General features: G+C 70.5%; 17 protein-coding genes. 8 read left to right on the forward strand and 9 right to left on the reverse strand.

The window, feature by feature from the left end:
- Positions 1-74 precede the first annotated feature (74 nt).
- Entirely contained in the window at positions 75-245 is a 171-nt protein-coding gene (locus Hbl1158_RS04090) for a hypothetical protein (RefSeq protein ID WP_234298791.1), read from the forward strand.
- 25 nt (positions 246-270) lie between these two features.
- On the opposite strand, the gene Hbl1158_RS04095 is transcribed toward Hbl1158_RS04090, so the two are convergent.
- From Hbl1158_RS04095 to Hbl1158_RS04105, 3 genes are all read right to left on the reverse strand, one after another.
- The gene (locus Hbl1158_RS04095) at positions 271-903 is read right to left on the reverse strand and encodes a DUF2391 family protein (RefSeq protein WP_234298792.1); all 633 of its coding nucleotides are present in this window, start codon (positions 901-903) and stop codon (positions 271-273) included.
- A 193-nt stretch (positions 904-1096) separates the two neighbouring features.
- A complete protein-coding gene (aceA, locus tag Hbl1158_RS04100) occupies positions 1097-2167 on the reverse strand; it encodes an isocitrate lyase (protein ID WP_234298793.1) in 1071 nt (356 codons plus the stop codon).
- Entirely contained in the window at positions 2167-2382 is a 216-nt protein-coding gene (locus Hbl1158_RS04105; RefSeq protein WP_234298794.1) for a hypothetical protein, read from the reverse strand. The genes aceA and Hbl1158_RS04105 overlap by 1 nt, the downstream gene beginning before the upstream one ends.
- Positions 2383-2803: 421 nt before the next feature.
- On the opposite strand from Hbl1158_RS04105, the gene Hbl1158_RS04110 reads away from it, so the two are divergent.
- From Hbl1158_RS04110 to Hbl1158_RS04130, 5 genes are all read left to right on the forward strand, one after another.
- Positions 2804-3199, forward strand: coding sequence for a CrcB family protein (locus Hbl1158_RS04110; protein WP_234298795.1), 396 nt, complete (start codon positions 2804-2806; stop codon positions 3197-3199).
- Entirely contained in the window at positions 3196-3552 is a 357-nt protein-coding gene (crcB, locus tag Hbl1158_RS04115; RefSeq protein ID WP_234298796.1) for a fluoride efflux transporter CrcB, read from the forward strand. Before Hbl1158_RS04110 ends, crcB begins: the two co-directional genes overlap by 4 nt.
- A gap of 112 nt (positions 3553-3664) precedes the next feature.
- Entirely contained in the window at positions 3665-4105 is a 441-nt protein-coding gene (locus Hbl1158_RS04120) for a universal stress protein (RefSeq protein WP_234298797.1), read from the forward strand.
- Between the two features lie 80 nt (positions 4106-4185).
- Complete coding sequence (locus Hbl1158_RS04125) at positions 4186-5682, forward strand: carotenoid oxygenase family protein (RefSeq protein WP_234298798.1); 1497 nt, start codon at positions 4186-4188, stop codon at positions 5680-5682.
- Positions 5683-5811: 129 nt separating this feature from the next.
- Complete coding sequence (locus tag Hbl1158_RS04130; RefSeq protein ID WP_234298799.1) at positions 5812-6006, forward strand: cold-shock protein; 195 nt, start codon at positions 5812-5814, stop codon at positions 6004-6006.
- A gap of 327 nt (positions 6007-6333) precedes the next feature.
- Here Hbl1158_RS04130 and gcvPB read toward each other — a convergent pair whose 3' ends face one another.
- The 5 genes from gcvPB to gcvT form a co-directional block, all read right to left on the reverse strand.
- Entirely contained in the window at positions 6334-7869 is a 1536-nt protein-coding gene (gene gcvPB / locus Hbl1158_RS04135; RefSeq protein WP_234298800.1) for an aminomethyl-transferring glycine dehydrogenase subunit GcvPB, read from the reverse strand.
- Positions 7866-9206 (reverse strand): aminomethyl-transferring glycine dehydrogenase subunit GcvPA, encoded by a 1341-nt coding sequence (gene gcvPA / locus Hbl1158_RS04140; RefSeq protein WP_234298801.1) that lies wholly within the window; start codon positions 9204-9206, stop codon positions 7866-7868. The genes gcvPB and gcvPA overlap by 4 nt, the downstream gene beginning before the upstream one ends.
- Before the next feature lie 131 nt (positions 9207-9337).
- On the reverse strand, positions 9338-10345 hold the full coding sequence (locus Hbl1158_RS04145) for a hypothetical protein (protein WP_234298802.1): 1008 nt from the start codon (positions 10343-10345) through the stop codon (positions 9338-9340).
- Between the two features lie 86 nt (positions 10346-10431).
- Positions 10432-10806, reverse strand: coding sequence for a glycine cleavage system protein GcvH (gcvH, locus tag Hbl1158_RS04150; RefSeq protein WP_234298803.1), 375 nt, complete (start codon positions 10804-10806; stop codon positions 10432-10434).
- A 93-nt stretch (positions 10807-10899) separates the two neighbouring features.
- Complete coding sequence (gene gcvT, locus Hbl1158_RS04155) at positions 10900-12018, reverse strand: glycine cleavage system aminomethyltransferase GcvT (RefSeq protein ID WP_234298804.1); 1119 nt, start codon at positions 12016-12018, stop codon at positions 10900-10902.
- A gap of 216 nt (positions 12019-12234) precedes the next feature.
- Here gcvT and Hbl1158_RS04160 point away from each other — a divergent pair, with 216 nt between their 5' ends.
- A complete protein-coding gene (locus Hbl1158_RS04160; protein WP_234298805.1) occupies positions 12235-13932 on the forward strand; it encodes a histidine kinase N-terminal 7TM domain-containing protein in 1698 nt (565 codons plus the stop codon).
- Between the two features lie 12 nt (positions 13933-13944).
- On the opposite strand, the gene gap is transcribed toward Hbl1158_RS04160, so the two are convergent.
- On the reverse strand, positions 13945-15003 hold the full coding sequence (gene gap / locus Hbl1158_RS04165; protein WP_234298806.1) for a type I glyceraldehyde-3-phosphate dehydrogenase: 1059 nt from the start codon (positions 15001-15003) through the stop codon (positions 13945-13947).
- 243 nt (positions 15004-15246) lie between these two features.
- Between gap and Hbl1158_RS04170 the strand changes: the two genes are divergently transcribed.
- Positions 15247-15732 carry an Lrp/AsnC family transcriptional regulator gene (locus Hbl1158_RS04170; protein ID WP_234298807.1) on the forward strand — a complete coding sequence of 162 codons (486 nt, stop codon included), beginning with the start codon at positions 15247-15249 and terminating at the stop codon, positions 15730-15732.
- The last annotated feature ends 273 nt before the right edge of the window (positions 15733-16005 follow it).

Consider the following 16005-nt stretch of genomic DNA (forward strand, 5'->3'; position numbering starts at 1 on the left):
AGGGGTTTCGAGGTGTCGTTCCGGGGCCGCCGGGGACCGGTGTCTTGAACTACGCGCGCCGCACACGGACGACCATGAGCCTCGAAATGGAGTTTTACTGTCCCGGCTGCGGGGAGGAACAGGACTTCTGGCGCGTCGCGGCGATGACGCTACATCTGGGCGAGAAGACGAAGTGGCGGTGCAACGAGTGCGACTACGGTCTCACGCGCATCGACGGCGACATCAGCTCCGCCATCGAGGCGTAACCGCCCGGTTCTGCCGCAGTTCCGTTCATCCCGGGAGCAGGTCCCCGAGCGCGGCCCCCACGGCCATCGGCACGGTCGCGACGAGGACGCTTCCCAGCGCGACCGTCGGCTCCGCCCAGTCGACTCGCCCCCACGCGGTCAGCCCGACGACCGCTGTGAGGACGGCGACGCCGAGGACGCCGACCGGCCGACGGGGAACGACCCCGAGGATCGGGTTCTGCACCCGGACGTCCTGGAACTCTGCGACGTACAGGATCCCGACGGTGAGCGCCACGGCGAACGCCGCCGTCCCCGCGAGGGACGCCGGCCGGGTCGCGATGAACGCCCCGACTTCGGTCGTGCCGCCCTCGACGAGCATCGGGATGCCGAACAGGACGCTGCCGACCAGCGCCTCCGCGAGGTCGCCCCGGTCGAACCCGCGGACGACGCGTCCGAACACGCCGCTGTGAGGCGTTGACAGGTCGCGAGCGGTCCGCATCGCGTCGCGCACCTTCCGTCGCTCGTCGGCGTCGTCGACGGACTCCTCCAGCGTCTCCAGGTCCTCGATCAGGTCCTCGACGGTCGAGACGCCGTCCGCGTCCCCGTCGTCGCCTGACCCGATTCCGCCCCCGGACGCGCCGTCGCGCCGGCCGGCCCCGCCGCCGTGGCTGTCGCTCATCGGTCGGTGCACCGCGTGAGAGAAGGTAGTTCCGGCGGTGTCGCGGTCGGGGATCTCGTCGCGGTTGGGGGCGGATCCCGGTCGGGGGTCCCGCCGCAGTCGCCGATCGCGTTCCGGTCGGAGATCGCGTCGCGGTCGAAAAAGGGTCGCATCGCGGGTCGTCGCCGGCGTCGACCGCTCGGGAGCCGCCGCGTCAGTCGTCGTCGCTCGTGCTCTCTATCTCGTCCTCGCTGCGGTCGGCCGTCGAGATGGGGTCCTCCTGGTCCTCGGAGAAGCCCGCGGAGCCCTCGATGCGCTCCTCGGCCTCGGGGTCGAAGCGCGTCTCGATGTCCTGGTAGCGGTCGACGAACGAGAGCGCGTGGTGGCTCTCGGTCTCGTGACCGATGTAGCGCTCCTCCAGGTCGAACTGCGCCTCCTCGTCGTTCTCCGCGATGTTCGCGAAGTCCTCGTAGACGGCGTGTGCGCCCGAGTGCAGCGCGTAGAGGGTGATGAACTGGTACTTGTAGCCCAGGTCGCCCAGCTCCTCGAAGGTAAGCGGGTCCTCCTCGGCACCCCACTCGAACGACGACGAGTAGTTGAACGCGAGGTCGACCTCGGGGTGGGTCTCGTGGAGCGTCTCGGCGTAGTTGACGGCGTCCTCACGCGAGGGGTCGGGCATCTCGGGCCAGACCAGGTCGACGCCGGCGTCGGCGTAGATGCGGCCGCGCTCGAGGTGCTCCTCCCAGTCGCCGTTGGCCGAGCCGTAGGCGTCGGTGCGGGCGATGACGACCGTGTCCTCGCTCTGCTTGGCGTCGACGGCCGCCTCGAAGCGCGAGCGAGCCTTCTCGCGGGAGACGATCTGCTTGCCCGCGATGTGGCCGCAGCGCTTGGGCGTCGTCTGGTCCTCGATGTGGACGGCGGCGACGCCGGCCTTCTCGTACTCGCGGACGGCGCGGCGGACGTTGTGGGTGCCGCCGTAGCCGGTGTCGCAGTCGGCGATGACCGGGAGGTTCGTCGCCTCGACCATGCGCTTGGCGTTCTCGACCATCTCGGTCATCGTCACCATCTCCAGGTCCGGGAAGCCGAACTGGCCGAGGACGGTGGAGTAGCCAGACATGTACGCGGCGTCGAGCCCGGCCATCTCCGCGAGGCGGGCGTCCAGCGCGTGGTACATCCCGGGGGCGAAGACGTAGTCCTGCTCGTCGAGCATCCGGCGCAGCTTCGCGCCCTGGGGGTTGTCGATGTCCTTCGTGAAGACGTCCTGGTCGAGTTCTGAGGGGTGCATTATTCGGAGTCCTCCATGAGCGCGATCTCGAAGGGGTCGCGGCGACTGCGGCGCTCGGCGCGGTCGCGGCGGCTGTTCGCGGTGCCGGGGGTGGTCGCGGGGTCGGTCGTCGCCTCTGTGCGGCCCGTTCGCGTCCCCAGGTCCGGAACCAGCGGGGCGTCGGTCTCCTCGGTCGGCCGGCGACCGGCGGTGGGGCGGGCGGAGCGACGGCTCATCGGTCGTCTGCCTCCGTCGAGAACAGGCTCAGTTCGCGGTCGTCGATCTCGTCGAGGTCGGTCGTGGGGTTCGGGTTGAACGTCATGGTGTGGGTCGTTCGGGTGGTGTGGGTGGTGTCGGCGGGTCGGTGTCGATGGTCGAAGCCTGTGCGTGTCTTGCTGCGGATTTGCGGTGATGTACACCCATGCTGTGTCGCCTCACACGTGTCCAGCCGGGAGCACACAATAAATGTAACGAACTATAATGATAATATTCCATAATGGCATACAACTCCGGATATCCCCTTATTTGTGATTGTGTACCACGGTAAGGTATCCGGACGGAGACGCGGACGGATCGATCGATAGAGCGCGGGCGCTCCGTCGATGGAGCCGCGAGCGGATCGACGGACCGATATGCCCGACAGCAGAGGTGTCGCGCATGGCTCGACGGGATCCGGTGGCGGTGACGCTGGCGCTGGTCGCCGTCGGCGGCGCGGTCGGCGCGTCGGCGCGGTACGCCGTCGGGGCGGCGCTCCCGGGGCTCGCGGGCACGCTCGCGGCGAACGTCTCGGGGAGCCTGTTCCTCGGGTTCCTGCTGTACGAGGCGCTTCGGACCGACGCGCTGGGCGACCGGACGCGGACGCTGCTGGCGACGGGCGTGCTCTCCTCGTACACCACCTACAGCACCGTCACCGTCGAGGTCGCTCGCGCCGACCCGGTCGTCGGCGTCGGGTACCTCCTGGCGACGTACGCGCTCGGCGTCGCGGCCGCCGTCGCGGGCCGCGCGGGTGCGGCGTGGATCGACCCGCGGGACGGTCGGGAGGTGCGAGCGTGACCGTCCCCGACCCCGCGCTCGTCGCCGCCGGCGGCGCGGTCGGCGCGGTCGCGCGCCACCTGATCGGCTCGGCCGTCGACCGCGACGGCTTCCCGCTGGGGACGCTGACGGTGAACGTCGTCGGCAGCCTCCTGCTCGGGCTGCTCGTCTTCCACCCGGTCGGCGGCGACGCGCTCCTGTTCGCCGGCACGGGAGCCTGCGGCGCGTTCACGACGTTCTCGTCGTTCTCGGTCGGGGTGGTCCGGCTGTGGGACCGCGGGGAGCACGGACGGGCGGCGCTGTTCGTCGTCGCCAACACCGCGCTGGCCGGGGTGGGCGTCGTCGCCGCCGCGGTGCTGACGGGCGCGTGGTGAGTCGGTGGCGGGCGTCGCCACCGATCCGCTGATCCTCGCTGTCGCCCGCCCGCCTGCCGCCGGCGACGCCGCGACCGAAACGCCGTAGTTCCTCCCCCGTGTCGGCCCGGTCGTGACCCGCCGCGTACTCGTTCCCCTCGACCAGTCGGACCACTCGACGAAGGCCCTCGATCACGCCATCGACGTCCACGCGGACGCGACGCTCGTGCTGGTCAACGTCGTCGACCCGACGCGGTGGATCTCCGCGGGCGACGACGAGGGGATCGAGCCGTACTACTCCGAGCACCTGGAGCGATCGGCGAAGGAGTCCAGCGACGACCTGCTGGAGGAGGCGGCCGACCGCGTCCGCGACGCCGGCGGCGACGCCGAGACGCTCCAGCTCATCGGCGGCCCCGCCCGGAGCATCCTCGAGTACCTGCGGGAGGACGACGCCGACATCGACCAGGTCGTGATGGGCAGTCACGGCCGCACCGGGCTCAGCCGCATGCTCATGGGCAGCGTCGCCGAGAAGGTGACGCGTCGCTCGCCCGTTCCTGTGACGGTCGTGCGCTGAGCACCCTCCGCCGGCCGCTCCCGCGTCCGTCCGTCCGTTCGGTCGGTACCGATTAGCCGTTCGGGGCCGTGGATCCGTCGATGTCGCGTCACCCCGGCTTCCACTCGCTGCACGAGGAGACCGCCGCGACGCTCCCGGTCGAGGGGTCGCTCCCCGATTGGCTGACCGGCAGCCTGATTCGAAACGGCCCGGGCGCGTTCTCGTTCCCCGGCGGGAGCGCGGTCGACCACTGGTTCGACGGGCTGGCGATGCTGTACCGCTTCACCTTCGACCCCGGCAACCGGGGCGGCGGCGTCGCCGACGGCGACCGCTCGGTCGACGGGGACGCGGTCCACTACCGCAACCGCTTCCTCCGCACCGACGCCTACGAGGCCGCCCGCGCGGGGGAGTTCGACGGCGGCTTCGCCACCGGCGAGACCACGCTGCGGTCTCGACTCGCGACGTTCCTTCGGGAGCCGTACGACAACGCCAACATCGTCGCCGAGCGCGTCGGCGACGACTACCTCGCGCTCACAGAGTCGCCCCGTCGGGTCCGGTTCGACCCGAACGACCTCGACGCCGTCGGCGACGACGAGTACGAGGGGGACCTCCCGCGGGGGCAACTCGCGTGCGCGCACCTGAAGCGCGACCCGGCCACCGGGGCGCTGGTGAACGTCGAGACGGCGTTCGGCCGGACGAGCGCGTACCACGTCCACGCGCTCACGCCCGACGGCGACCGTCGTCACGTCGCGAGCGTCGAGACGGACAAGCCCGCGTACCTCCACAGCTTCGGGCTCACGCCGCGGTTCGTCGTGATCGCGGAGTTCCCGCTGCGCCTCGATCCGTTGCGGCTGTTCAGGCCCGGCAGACAGCGTCCGTTCATCGAGCAGTTCAGTTGGGAGCCCGACCGCGGCACCCGGGTGGTCGTGGTGGACCGGACGACCGGCGAGGTCGTCGCGGAGCCGGTCGCCGACCCCGTGTTCGGCTTTCACCACGTGAACGCCTTCGAGCGCCGCGGCGGCCGCGAGGTCGTCTTCGACCTCGAGACGGTCCCGGACGCGACGACCATCGACTCGCTGTACCTCGAGGAGCTTCGGGCGGGGAGCTTCGGCGCGCTCGGCGCGCGCGTCGAGCGGTTCGTCGTCGACCTCGGCGACGCGAGCGGGTCGGGTCGCTATCGGACCGGCGAGGCGACGGTGTCCCGGCGGACGCTGTACGACGGCGGAACCGCGCTGCCGACGGTGTCGCCGGCGGCGTGGTGTCGCCGCCACCGGTACGTCTACGCGATGAGCACGGACCGGCCAGTGAACGAGTGGGCGCGGGCGGTGCTGAAGCTGGACGTGGAGACGGGAACCGTGACGGAGTTCGATGACGGCGGCTACTTCGGGGAACCGGTGTTCGTACCGAACCCCGCCGGCGACGCGGAGGACGACGGCGTCGTCTGCGCGGTGACGCTTGAACCGGACGCCGACCAGTCCTCGCTGGTCGTGCTCGACGGGGAGACGTTCGCCGAGCGGGCGCGGGTGCGACTGCCGCACGCCGCCCCGTTCGACTTCCACGGTCGGTACTTCCCGGAACTGACCGCCAGAACCGCCTGAGACGGAGCGTCGAGCGGAACCGACGGGGACCGCGGAAGGCCGACTGTCCGGGCGCGTGAGGGCCGCTACCCCCGTGGTACCGCGGCTCGCGGAAGAGTTATCCCCGGACGGGCTGTACGTCTATTCGCAATGACGAACGGAAAAGTTGATTTCTTCAACGACACTGGCGGCTACGGTTTCATTTCGATCGAGGACGAGGACGAGGACGTGTTCTTCCACATGGAAGACGTCGGCGGTCCGGATCTCGAGGAGGGACAGGAGGTCGAGTTCGACGTCGAGGACGCCCCCAAGGGCCCCCGCGCGACGAACGTCGTCCGAAACTGACCCCGGAACGAACCACGCACGACTGAACGGATCGACGCGGATCTCCGTCTCTCTCGTCTCCTCACGGCGGCGCTGACACGGGTCGACTCTCGTCGACGTTTTCGCGGAACCCGCCCGACTTCGAGCGACGGCGACGCCCGACGGCGACGGCGGCTCCGACCGCCGACGACCGCCGGCGACCGACGCCGAGCGAGGGCGGGACACTACTGACCTCGGAGCCGCCGCTATCGTTCCGGGGCGGGTCTCGAAGAACCGCGGCGCGATCGGGGACGGGGACGGCCCGGCGTCGGGACCGCTACCCGTCGCGGGTCTCTCCCGTCGAGGACGTTACTCGTCGTCGTCGAGCGCGTGCCACGACAGCCGCGGGTTCCGCGCGGCGGAGGTCTGATCGACGCGCCGGGCCGCGGTCTTCGTGGGGGCCTCGTCGAGTTCCTCGTCGCTGTCGGCGACGGCCTCGTTGAACGCGTGTGCCAGATCCTCCAGCGAGCGCTTGTTCTCGACCTCCGTCGGCTCGGTCAGCATCGCCTCGTCGACGAACTCGGGCCACTTCGTCGTCGGCGGGTGGACGCCGTAATCGAGCATCCCCTTCGCCACGTCGGCGGCGTCGCGGTCGCCCGCGGTCGCGGCGAACTCGTGGTGGAACGGGCCGTAGGGGACCTCCATGTCCAGCAGGCTCGCGAGGTAGTTGGCGTTCAGCGTCGCCTTCGCGGAGGCGTCGAGCAGCCCCTCGTCGCCCAGTCGGCGGATGTAGGCGTACGCCCGGACCAACACGAGCCAGTTGCCCGAGAAGCCGTGGACCTTCCCGATCGAGTGCTCGGGGTCGAACAGCTCGTACCCGGGGCCGCCGTCGTCCTCGGCGTCGCTGTCGCCGTCGTCCGCGCGCCCGTCGTCGCGGTCGCGGTCCGCCAGCGCGCCGCCGTCGGCGGCGGCCGCGTCGCGGGCGTCGGAGCCGTTCTGCGCCGCTCGCACCCGCGGGCGGGGGAGGAACTCGGCCAGCTCCTCGACGACGCCGACCGGGCCCGCCCCGGGGCCGCCGCCGCCGTGGGGCGTCGCGAACGTCTTGTGGACGTTGTAGTGCATGATGTCGAAGCCCATGTCGCCGGGGCGAGCGCGCCCGAGCAGCGCGTTGAGGTTCGCGCCGTCGTAGTACAGCAGCCCGCCGGCGTCGTGGACGATCTCGGCGATCTCGACGATGTCGCGCTCGAACAGCCCCACGGTGTTGGGGTTGGTGAGCATCAGCGCGGCGGTGTCGTCGCCGACGGCGGCCGCGAGCGCCTCCACGTCGACGCGGCCGTCCTCGCCGGAGGGGAGTTCGACCACGTCGTAGCCGGCCATCGCCGCCGTGGCGAAGTTGGTCCCGTGGGCCGAGGCCGGGATGATCACCTCGCTTCGATCGTTGCCGTGGTGCTCGTGGTACGCCTTCGCGACGGCGATGCCGGTGAACTCCCCGGCCGCGCCCGCCGGCGGCTGGAGCGTCACCGCGTCCATCCCGCCGATGTCGGCGAGGTACTCCTGGAGGCCGTACAGCACCTCGAGGTTCCCCTGGACCGTCTCCGGGTCGCGGTCGGGGTGGACCGCCGCGTTCGGGTCGGCGGCGACGGCGTCGGCGAAGGAGGGGTTGTACTTCATCGTGCACGAGCCGAGCGGGTACGGCCCCGCCTCCACCGACCAGTTCATCTGCGACAGGCGGGTGTAGTGGCGGGCCAACTCCGGCTCCGAGAGGCCGGGCAACTCCAGGGAGTCGCGCGTCAGGTCGTCGGGCAGGGCGGACCCGGCACCGGGGTTCACCTCCGTCGAGTCCTTCTCCGAGAGGAGGGACTCGTTGCGGTCGTCGTCGCCGTAGCGGGCCTGATCATAATTCATGGCGTCACCTCCGCGAACGCGGCGGCGAGGTCGTCGGCCGCGTCGGCGTTCAGCTCGGTCACACACACCTGTATCGTCTCGTCGTCGAGGACGTGGACGGCGAACCCGCGCTCCTCGAGCCCGGCGGCGACGCCGGGGGCGTCGTCGACGCCGACGGTGAACTCGCGGAGGTGGTGCCCGTCGTCGAGCGGGGCGGTCACGCCGTCGAGCGCGTCCAACTCCCCCGCCAGCGACGACGCCTCCCGGACGCACGTCTCCGCGATGTCGACGAGCCCCTCAGGGCCGAGATACGCCGCGTGCATCGCCGCCCGCAGCGCCACCCACGCCTGGTTCGTGCAGATGTTCGAGGTGGCGCGCTCCTTCCGGATGTGTTGCTCGCGGGTCTGCAGCGTCAGCGTGAACGCCCGGCGGTCGTCGGCGTCCTCGCTCTTCCCGACGAGCCGGCCGGGCACCTGTCGGAGGTAGTCCTCGCGGCAGGCGAACAGCCCGAGGCCCATCCCGTAGCTCGTCGGCAACCCGAGCGCGCCCGCCTCGCCGACGACGGCGTCCGCGCCGACCGACGCGGGCTCCTCCAGCAGCGAGAGGGCGACCGGGTCCGAGCCGACGCAGAAGAACGCGTCAGCGTCGTCGGCGAGGTCGCCGACGGCGGCCAGGTTCGGCTCGATGGTGCCCGTCACCGTCGGCGTCTCGACGTACACGAACGCGGCGTCCTCGTCGACCGACTCGGCGAGCGCGTCGAGGTCGACCGTGTTGTCCGCGTACGGGTACGTCTCGACTGTGAGGTCGGAGCCGTCGACGTAGTTGTCGAGGGTGGCGCGCTTGCCGTCGCGCAGGTCCTCGGGGACGAGCAGCGTCGACCCCGAGACCGACCGGACGCGCTCGGCCAGCAGCGCCGACTCCGCGAGCGCGGCCGCGGCGTCGTACATCGAGCAGTTGGCGACCGGCAGCCCCGTCAACTCGACCAGGATCGACTGGTACTCGAACAGCGCCTGGAGGAAGCCCTGGGTGATCTCCGGCTGGTACTGCGTGTAGCTTGTGAGAAACTCCGAGCGCGCCGAGAGGTCGTCGACGACCGCGGGCACGTAGTGGGAGTAGTGGCCCCGACCGAGGAACTCCGTGAGGTCGTCGTTGCGCGCGAACGTCTCCCGCAGGTCGTTCCTGACCGTGCGTTCGTCGCGCTGCGGGATGCCGAACGCGCCGTCGAAGGCGACGTCCTCGGGGATGTCGAACAGGTCGGCCTCGTCGTCGACGCCGAGCGCGTCGAGCATCGCTGCCGTCTCGTCGGCGGTGTGGGGAGCGAACGGCGACCCGCTCGCGCCCGCGTGGCGTCCGCTCATCGGAGGCTCCTCCCGGCACGTCCGTGCGGAGCGAACGGCGTTCCGTGTCCACGTCTGTCCATAGTCGTGCCTACGGCGCGCCCACCAAGAGTCGTTCGTTCCCGGGCGGCGTGGCCGGCTATCGCGGCGGGTCAGGTTGGCGTCCCGGTCCCGGTCGCGCCTCCGGTGAACGCCGACTCGTCGACGCGGAGCGACGCCCAGTACACCGCGCCGTCGTAGCGGACGACGTACTCCCCGCCGACGCGATCGCCCCCGGGCGGATCCTCCCACCCGAACGCCACGGGGTCGCGGTCGCGGAAGCGGTCGACGAGCGATCGGAGCGCGTCGCTCGGCTCCTCGTCGCTCGCGACGTGATACCCCGAGTAGTCGTCGCCGTCGGGTGCGGGCGTCTCCGGGTCGACGGCGGCCTCGACGATCTCGCGCTCCTCGGCTGGAAGCCCCTCGAGCGCGAAGCCGAACCGCTCGCGCACGTCCGCGCCGAACTCGGCGGCCGAGGCGACGCGGTCGGCGGTCAGGCGGTAGGTGTAGACGGCGTCGGTGCCGCGGTCGTCCACCTCGATCGTTCCGGGGCCGTCGGGCCAGACGACGGCGTCGTACTCGGGGTCGGGGACGAGGACGGACTCCTCGACCGATCCGGGCCGGTAGCTGAGGGTCGTCCCCACGCCCGGCGGGCGGTGGTCGTCGTAGCCGGCCCGCGAGAGCGCCTCTCGGTCGACTCCCGGCAGGTCCGCGAACCGGATCCGGTCGGCCGAGTCGGGCGTCTCCTCGCCGTCCGCCGTGCGGATCGGGTTCATCGTCACGCCGAAGCGGTGAACCTCTCGCGAGTCGACCGTCTCGGCGGCGAAGCGGTACACGCCCTCGCCGGCGACGACGACCGGCCGGTCGGTCGGGAGCGGCTCCCGGGTGTCCTCGACGGTCGCCGACCCGGTCTCGACGACCTCGCGGGCGAGCGCGTCCGGGTTCGCGGGGTCGTCGTCCGCGCCGAAGGCGTACAGCGCCTCGCGCGCGAGGCCGGCGTCGTCCTCGGCGGTCAGCCGGAGGGAGGCGGTCGGGGCGGGCGCACAGCCGGTACAGCCACCGGTGGCGGTCACGGCCAGCGTCGCCGTCGTCGCGAGGAACGACCGGCGGTCGAGGGGCATGTCCGCCCGTACACGACAGCCCGCCAAGAGGTATTCGGAGGCGAAAACGCCGGTTGTAGTGACCGTCGGTCGCGGGACCGGCCGGACTACGCGATCTGGTCGCGGTACTCCTCGGCCGAGAGGAGGCCGTCGAGGTCGGCCTCGTCGGCGTCGAGTTCGAGCATCCAGCCCTCGCCGAAGGGGTCGTCGTTCACGAGTTCGGGCGCGTCGAACAGCGCCTCGTTCACGGCGGTCACCTCGCCGGAGGCGGGCGCGTACATGTCCGAGACGGCCTTGATCGACTCGATGACCCCGAACTCCGCGCCGGCGTCGACCGCGTCGCCCTCGCTCGGTAGCTCCACGAACACCACGTCGCCGAGTTCGTCCTGCGCGAAGTCGGTGATGCCGACCCGTCCCGTCTCCGGGTCGATCCACTCGTGCGACTCGCGGTAGCGCAGGCCCTCGGGTACGTCGAAGCTCATCGTCTACTCGAACCACGGCGGGGAGGGTACTTGGGTGTATGCGAAACCGAACGGCCGGCGGGGTCGCGACTGCTCGAACGGGACGGTGTGTGACTACTCGAACGGGACGGTGACGACCTTCGCGCGCTTCTCGCGCCCGCGGACGACGACGCGGACCTCGGTACCGGGATCGGTGCGGTCGGTCGGCAGGTAGCCGAGCGCGATCGGCTTGTCGAGGCTCGGACTCATCGTCCCCGAGGTGACGACGCCGACGACGTGGCCGTCCTCGTCGGTCACGTCGTAGCCGTGGCGCGGGACGCCGCGGTCGAGCAACTCGATGCCGACGAACGTCTCCTCGACGCCCGCCTCGCGCTGGGCCGCGAGGGCGTCGCGCCCGACGAACTCGGTGTCGAGGTCGACGACGAAGCCGATGTCGGCCTCGTACGGCGTGCGCGGTTCGTCCTCGGGGTGGAAGTCCTGCCCCGACAGGAGGAAGCCGTGTTCGATCCGGAGCGTGTCGCGCGCGCCGAGGCCGCAGGGGGCGGCGTCGTCGGCGAAGAGGTCCCACACCGCCTCGGCCGACTCCCACGGGCACAGCACCTCGAAGCCGTCCTCGCCGGTGTACCCCGTGCGAGCGACCCAGCAGTCCGCGCCGGCGAGCGGGGCGAACGTCGCCGAGAACCGCGAGAGGTCGCGGACGCCGGTGGCGTCGCCGTCGACCGCGTCGGCGACGATCCCGGGCGCGTCGGGACCCTGCACGGCGAACATCGCCCAGTCCTCGGTGACGTTTCGGACCTCGCAGTCCAGCCCCCACTCGTCGCGGTGGTCGATCCACCGCTCGTGGGCGTCGGCGTCGTGGCCCGCGTTCGGGATGAACAGGTACGCGGGGACGGAGGCGTCGGCGTCGGGCGTCTCGTCGGGGAGGCGGTAGACGACGGTGTCGTCGATCATGACGCCGTCCTCGCGGGTGATCGCGGCGTACTGCGCGTCGCCCGGAGAGAGGGCCGTCACGTCGTTCGTCGTGAGCCGCTGCATGAGCGCCGTCGCGTCGGGCCCGACGACCTCGATCTCGCCCATGTGCGACACGTCGAAGACGCCGGCGGCCTCGCGAACCGCCGCGTGCTCGGTCCGGATCGAGTCGAACTCGACGGGCATGTCCCACCCGCCGAACTCGGTGAACTTCGCGCCGCGATCGGCGTGGACCTCTCGGAGGGGCGGCCTGCGGAGTGTCATACCTACGGGGTCAGTCGGGGGCGAGTAATGGTTTGGTATTCGGTCCGACGGGCCCGGTCCGAAGCGACTGCCGACGCACGCGATCGGGTGCCGAGCGGTGACGCGCGCCGAAGACCTTCGTCCCGCCCCCGAACGCGGCAATCCAGACGCGCCGTCCATCCGTTCTGATAATCTGACGCGATCGGTTAAGTCGGCGCGGGCGTCCCCTCCGGGCAGATGGTCGAACTCGTGAGTAGCGCGTCGTTCTACTGGTACGTGCTGGCGTACGTCGTCGCGGTGGCCGGCTGTGCGGTCGCGCTCCGGCGCGCGGCGGCGGTCGACGACGAGGAAACGCGCGTGGGGCTCGTCGGACTGCTGGTCGCGAGCGGCGGGTGGGCGGCCGCACAGCTCGCCTACCTGCTCGCGCCGGCCGGGCCCCTCCAGTACCTGTTGTATCTGACGGGCCTGATCGTCGGGCTGAGCACCATCGGCGGCTGGCTGTACTTCTGTTCGGCCTACACCGGGCGGTCGTTCCACCGGAACCCGACGTATCGACGGCTCGCCGTCGCCGTCTTCGTCGCCATCGTGGCCGTCAAGGTGACCAACCCGATCCACGGGCTGTACTTCAGCGCCGAGCCAGTCTCGACGCCGTTCGCCCACCTCGCGATCCGGCCTGGGTTGGCCCACTGGGTCGTCACGGGGCTGTCGTACTCGCTGGTCACGATCGGCTTCTTCATGCTGTTCGACCAGTTCCTGGAGGCGGAGTTCGACACGCGCCCGCTGGCGGCGCTGGTGGGCGTGACCGCCCTCCCGGTCGTGTTCGATATCGTCGAGATGACCTCTCCGCTGGTGCCGGACCTGAGCCTCGAACCCGTCGGGGTCGCCGCGTTCGCCGTCGGGACGCTGTTCGTCTTCGAGGACCGCTTCCTGTCGGTTCAGCTGTCCGACGGCGTCGACGACCCGCTGATCTACCTCGACGAGAGCGACCGAGTCCGGGAGACGAACGATCGCGCTCGCGACCGGTTCCCGGAGCTTCGGGGGGCTCGAGGCGAGCGACTGGACGCGGTGGTGCCCGCGCTCGCGTCGGCGCTGTCCGACGAGGAGGGAGTGATCGAACACCGCGGAGGCGACGGACTCCGTTATTACCTCGTGTCCACGACGGAGTTCGTCCGCTCGCGCGGTTCGATCGGGAAGCTGGTGATGGCGAGCGACGTGACCGAAAGCGAGCGTCGACGCCGCGAGCTGGAGCGACAGAACGAACAGCTCGAGTCGCTGGCGGCGGCGATGCGCCACGAGCTGTTGAACACCCTCCAGATCGTCGCCGGGCGAGTCGATCTCGCCGGCTCGGAGCTCGAGTCGGGCGACGTGAGTTCGGCCCGGGAGTCGCTGCGGACCGCCTCGGGGAGCGCACAGCGGATGCGCGACCTCGTCGAGGACTTCGCCGACGTCGCCCGTCAGGGTCGGACCGTCGAGGCGACCGAGTCAGTCCGGCTCGAGGAGGCCGTCGATGAGGCGTGGGCGGAAGTCGACACGGAGGGCGTCGAGCTCGTCTGCGAGGCCGACTGCGGGATCGAGGCCGACGCTGATCGCCTCGAGTCGCTGTTCGCGAGCGCGTTTCGATTCGGCGTCCACAACGACGCCGATCGGATCACCGTCAGGCCGTGTGAGGACGGCTTCTCCGTCGCCGGCGACGGCACCGAGTACCCCGAGATGGACCCGGAGTCGTTCTTCGAGTACGGCGGGGCGGTGCCCGACGCAGAGGCGGGGATCGCGCTGCCGAACGTCCGGACGCTCGCGCGCGTCCACGGGTGGAGCGCCGACGTCGACCCCGACCACGACGGCGGGGTCCGCGTCGTCGTCTCCGGAGCGTGTACGGGCGACGCCGTCGACGGGGTCGCCGACGGAGCGAGCGCGACGCCGGCGGCGGGCGGCTGAGCGCGTCCCCCGTCAGTACGCGTCGACGTAGGCGGCCACGTCGAGCAGGCGGTTGGAGAAGCCGTACTCGTTGTCGTACCACGTCAGTACCTTGGCGACCCCCTCGTCGTCGTCGCCGACGACGTTCGTGGACTTGAGGTCGACGTACGAGGAGAACGGCAGACCGACGATGTCGCGGCTGACGACCTCGTCGTCGGTGTAGCCGAGCACGCCCGCCAGCGGGCCGGAGTCGGCCGCGGCGCGGAACGCGTCGTTGATCTCGGCGGCCGAGGGCGACGACTCCAGGTCGACGACCAGTTCGGTGAGCGAGCCGTTCGGGACGGGCACGCGCATCGCCATGCCGTCGAGTTTGCCCTTCAACTGCGGGAGGATCTCTGTGGCCGCCTGCGCCGCGCCCGTCGAGGTGGGGACGATGTTCTCCGCGGCCGCGCGTCCGCGGCGCGTCTTCGCCTTCGGCCCGTCGACGAGGTTCTGGCTCCCGGTGTAGGCGTGGACCGTCGTCAGCGTCCCCGAGGCGATGCCGAACTCCTCGTCGAGCACCTTCGCGATCGGGGTGACGGAGTTGGTGGTGCAGGAGGCGTTCGAGACGACCGACTCGCCCTCGTACTCCGTCTCGTGGTTGACGCCGTACACGAGCTGTTTGACCGGCTCGTCGCCCTTCGGCGGCGCGGAGATGACCGCCACGTCCGCGCCGGCCTCGACGTGTCGTCCGGCGTCGCCTCTCGTCCGGAAGACGCCCGTACACTCCAGGGCCACGTCCACGGCGAGGTCGTCCCACGGGAGGTCGGCGGGGTCCTGCTCGTCGAGCACGGGGACCGCGGTGCCGCCGATCGATAGCTCGCGCGCGTCGGCGTCGTACTCGACGCCCTCGAGCCGCCCCATCACCGAGTCGTAAGAGGCGAGATACCGCATCTCCTCGCCGTCCATCACGTCGTTGATGCCGACGAGCTCGATCCGCGGGTCCCCGAGCACCGCCCGGAAGACGTTGCGGCCGATCCGACCGAACCCGTTCAGCCCGACTCTGACGGGATCGTCCACGTCGTCTCCCGCGACGAGATACGATTTACTCATAACCGAATTATTGCTGTCCGACGACTTATCGCTTGCGGGTGATCGCCGAGGTGTGCTCGGACCGATGGATCTCGCACTCGCACGCCGGATAGTTCGGAGCAACGCCGTTCGGAGACCACGGTCGTCGCCGATTCGATTCGGGGGCGTTCCGCGGTCCGTCGCCGGGCCGAGCATCGGCTACCGGCCGACAGCGCGAGCGAGCGACGTACAAAGGTAAAGTGTCTCTGCCGCGGATACTCCGGCATGAGCGACACGGATATCGACGACGTGGACAAGGCGATCCTGTACGCGTTGCAGGAGGACGCCCGCAACACGTCGTCGGGGGACATCGCAGAGCGAACCGACACCTCCGACAGCACCGTCCGCAAGCGCATCCAGCGCCTCGAATCCGCCGGCGTGATCAAGGGATACAGCGCCGACGTGGATTACCAGCAGTCGGGCTATCCGCTCCGGATGCTGCTCTACTGCACCGCCTCGATAGCCGAGCGGGGCGACATCGTCTCCGAAATCCTGCGGATCGACGGCGTCGTGTCGGTCCAAGAGCTGGTCACCGGCGAACAGAACCTCCTCGTCACCGCCGTCGGCGAATCGGACGACGACATCACTCCCGTGGCACAGGAACTCCTCGACATGGGGCTCACCGTCGCCGACGAGGTCCTGATCCGGAGCCACGAGACCACCCCGTTCGGCGAGTTCGACCCCTCGACACACGCGGCGAGCGACGGGTAGGCGATACCGATCCGTTCTCTCGACCGCGACAGTCGAACGATCCGGTACCGGCGTGCTCGCCCGAGACCGAGTCGGCTACCGGAGACGAGCGACACCGACACCGGCGAGAACGGATCCGACCCGAGTCGTCGGTCTCGACTCTCCGAAGATACGCCGATCCGCGTCGCCGGCCGCCGCTGCGACTCCGCGTCGGGGGATCCCGCCCGCTGAACCTGAAAACATAATGTTCTTTGATACTCTATATTGGAACGATTTGTGAAGATAAGCAAGTTT

This window comes from Halobaculum sp. CBA1158 (assembly GCF_021431925.1).
GTDB lineage: Archaea > Halobacteriota > Halobacteria > Halobacteriales > Haloferacaceae > Halobaculum.

What these genes read in the sequence shown, in the direction of transcription:
- gcvT (WP_234298804.1), bottom strand. Translation starts at nt 12,018, where the DNA reads ATGACACTCCGCAGGCCGCCCCTCCGAGAGGTCCACGCCGATCGCGGC.
- gcvPB (WP_234298800.1), bottom strand. Translation starts at nt 7,869, where the DNA reads ATGAATTATGATCAGGCCCGCTACGGCGACGACGACCGCAACGAGTCC.
- Hbl1158_RS04105 (WP_234298794.1), bottom strand. Translation starts at nt 2,382, where the DNA reads ATGAGCCGTCGCTCCGCCCGCCCCACCGCCGGTCGCCGGCCGACCGAG.
- Hbl1158_RS04170 (WP_234298807.1), top strand. Translation starts at nt 15,247, where the DNA reads ATGAGCGACACGGATATCGACGACGTGGACAAGGCGATCCTGTACGCG.
- Hbl1158_RS04110 (WP_234298795.1), top strand. Translation starts at nt 2,804, where the DNA reads ATGGCTCGACGGGATCCGGTGGCGGTGACGCTGGCGCTGGTCGCCGTC.
- Hbl1158_RS04145 (WP_234298802.1), bottom strand. Translation starts at nt 10,345, where the DNA reads ATGCCCCTCGACCGCCGGTCGTTCCTCGCGACGACGGCGACGCTGGCC.
- Hbl1158_RS04095 (WP_234298792.1), bottom strand. Translation starts at nt 903, where the DNA reads ATGAGCGACAGCCACGGCGGCGGGGCCGGCCGGCGCGACGGCGCGTCC.
- aceA (WP_234298793.1), bottom strand. Translation starts at nt 2,167, where the DNA reads ATGCACCCCTCAGAACTCGACCAGGACGTCTTCACGAAGGACATCGAC.
- Hbl1158_RS04090 (WP_234298791.1), top strand. Translation starts at nt 75, where the DNA reads ATGAGCCTCGAAATGGAGTTTTACTGTCCCGGCTGCGGGGAGGAACAG.
- Hbl1158_RS04130 (WP_234298799.1), top strand. Translation starts at nt 5,812, where the DNA reads ATGACGAACGGAAAAGTTGATTTCTTCAACGACACTGGCGGCTACGGT.
- Hbl1158_RS04125 (WP_234298798.1), top strand. Translation starts at nt 4,186, where the DNA reads ATGTCGCGTCACCCCGGCTTCCACTCGCTGCACGAGGAGACCGCCGCG.
- gcvPA (WP_234298801.1), bottom strand. Translation starts at nt 9,206, where the DNA reads ATGAGCGGACGCCACGCGGGCGCGAGCGGGTCGCCGTTCGCTCCCCAC.
- gap (WP_234298806.1), bottom strand. Translation starts at nt 15,003, where the DNA reads ATGAGTAAATCGTATCTCGTCGCGGGAGACGACGTGGACGATCCCGTC.
- Hbl1158_RS04160 (WP_234298805.1), top strand. Translation starts at nt 12,235, where the DNA reads ATGGTCGAACTCGTGAGTAGCGCGTCGTTCTACTGGTACGTGCTGGCG.
- gcvH (WP_234298803.1), bottom strand. Translation starts at nt 10,806, where the DNA reads ATGAGCTTCGACGTACCCGAGGGCCTGCGCTACCGCGAGTCGCACGAG.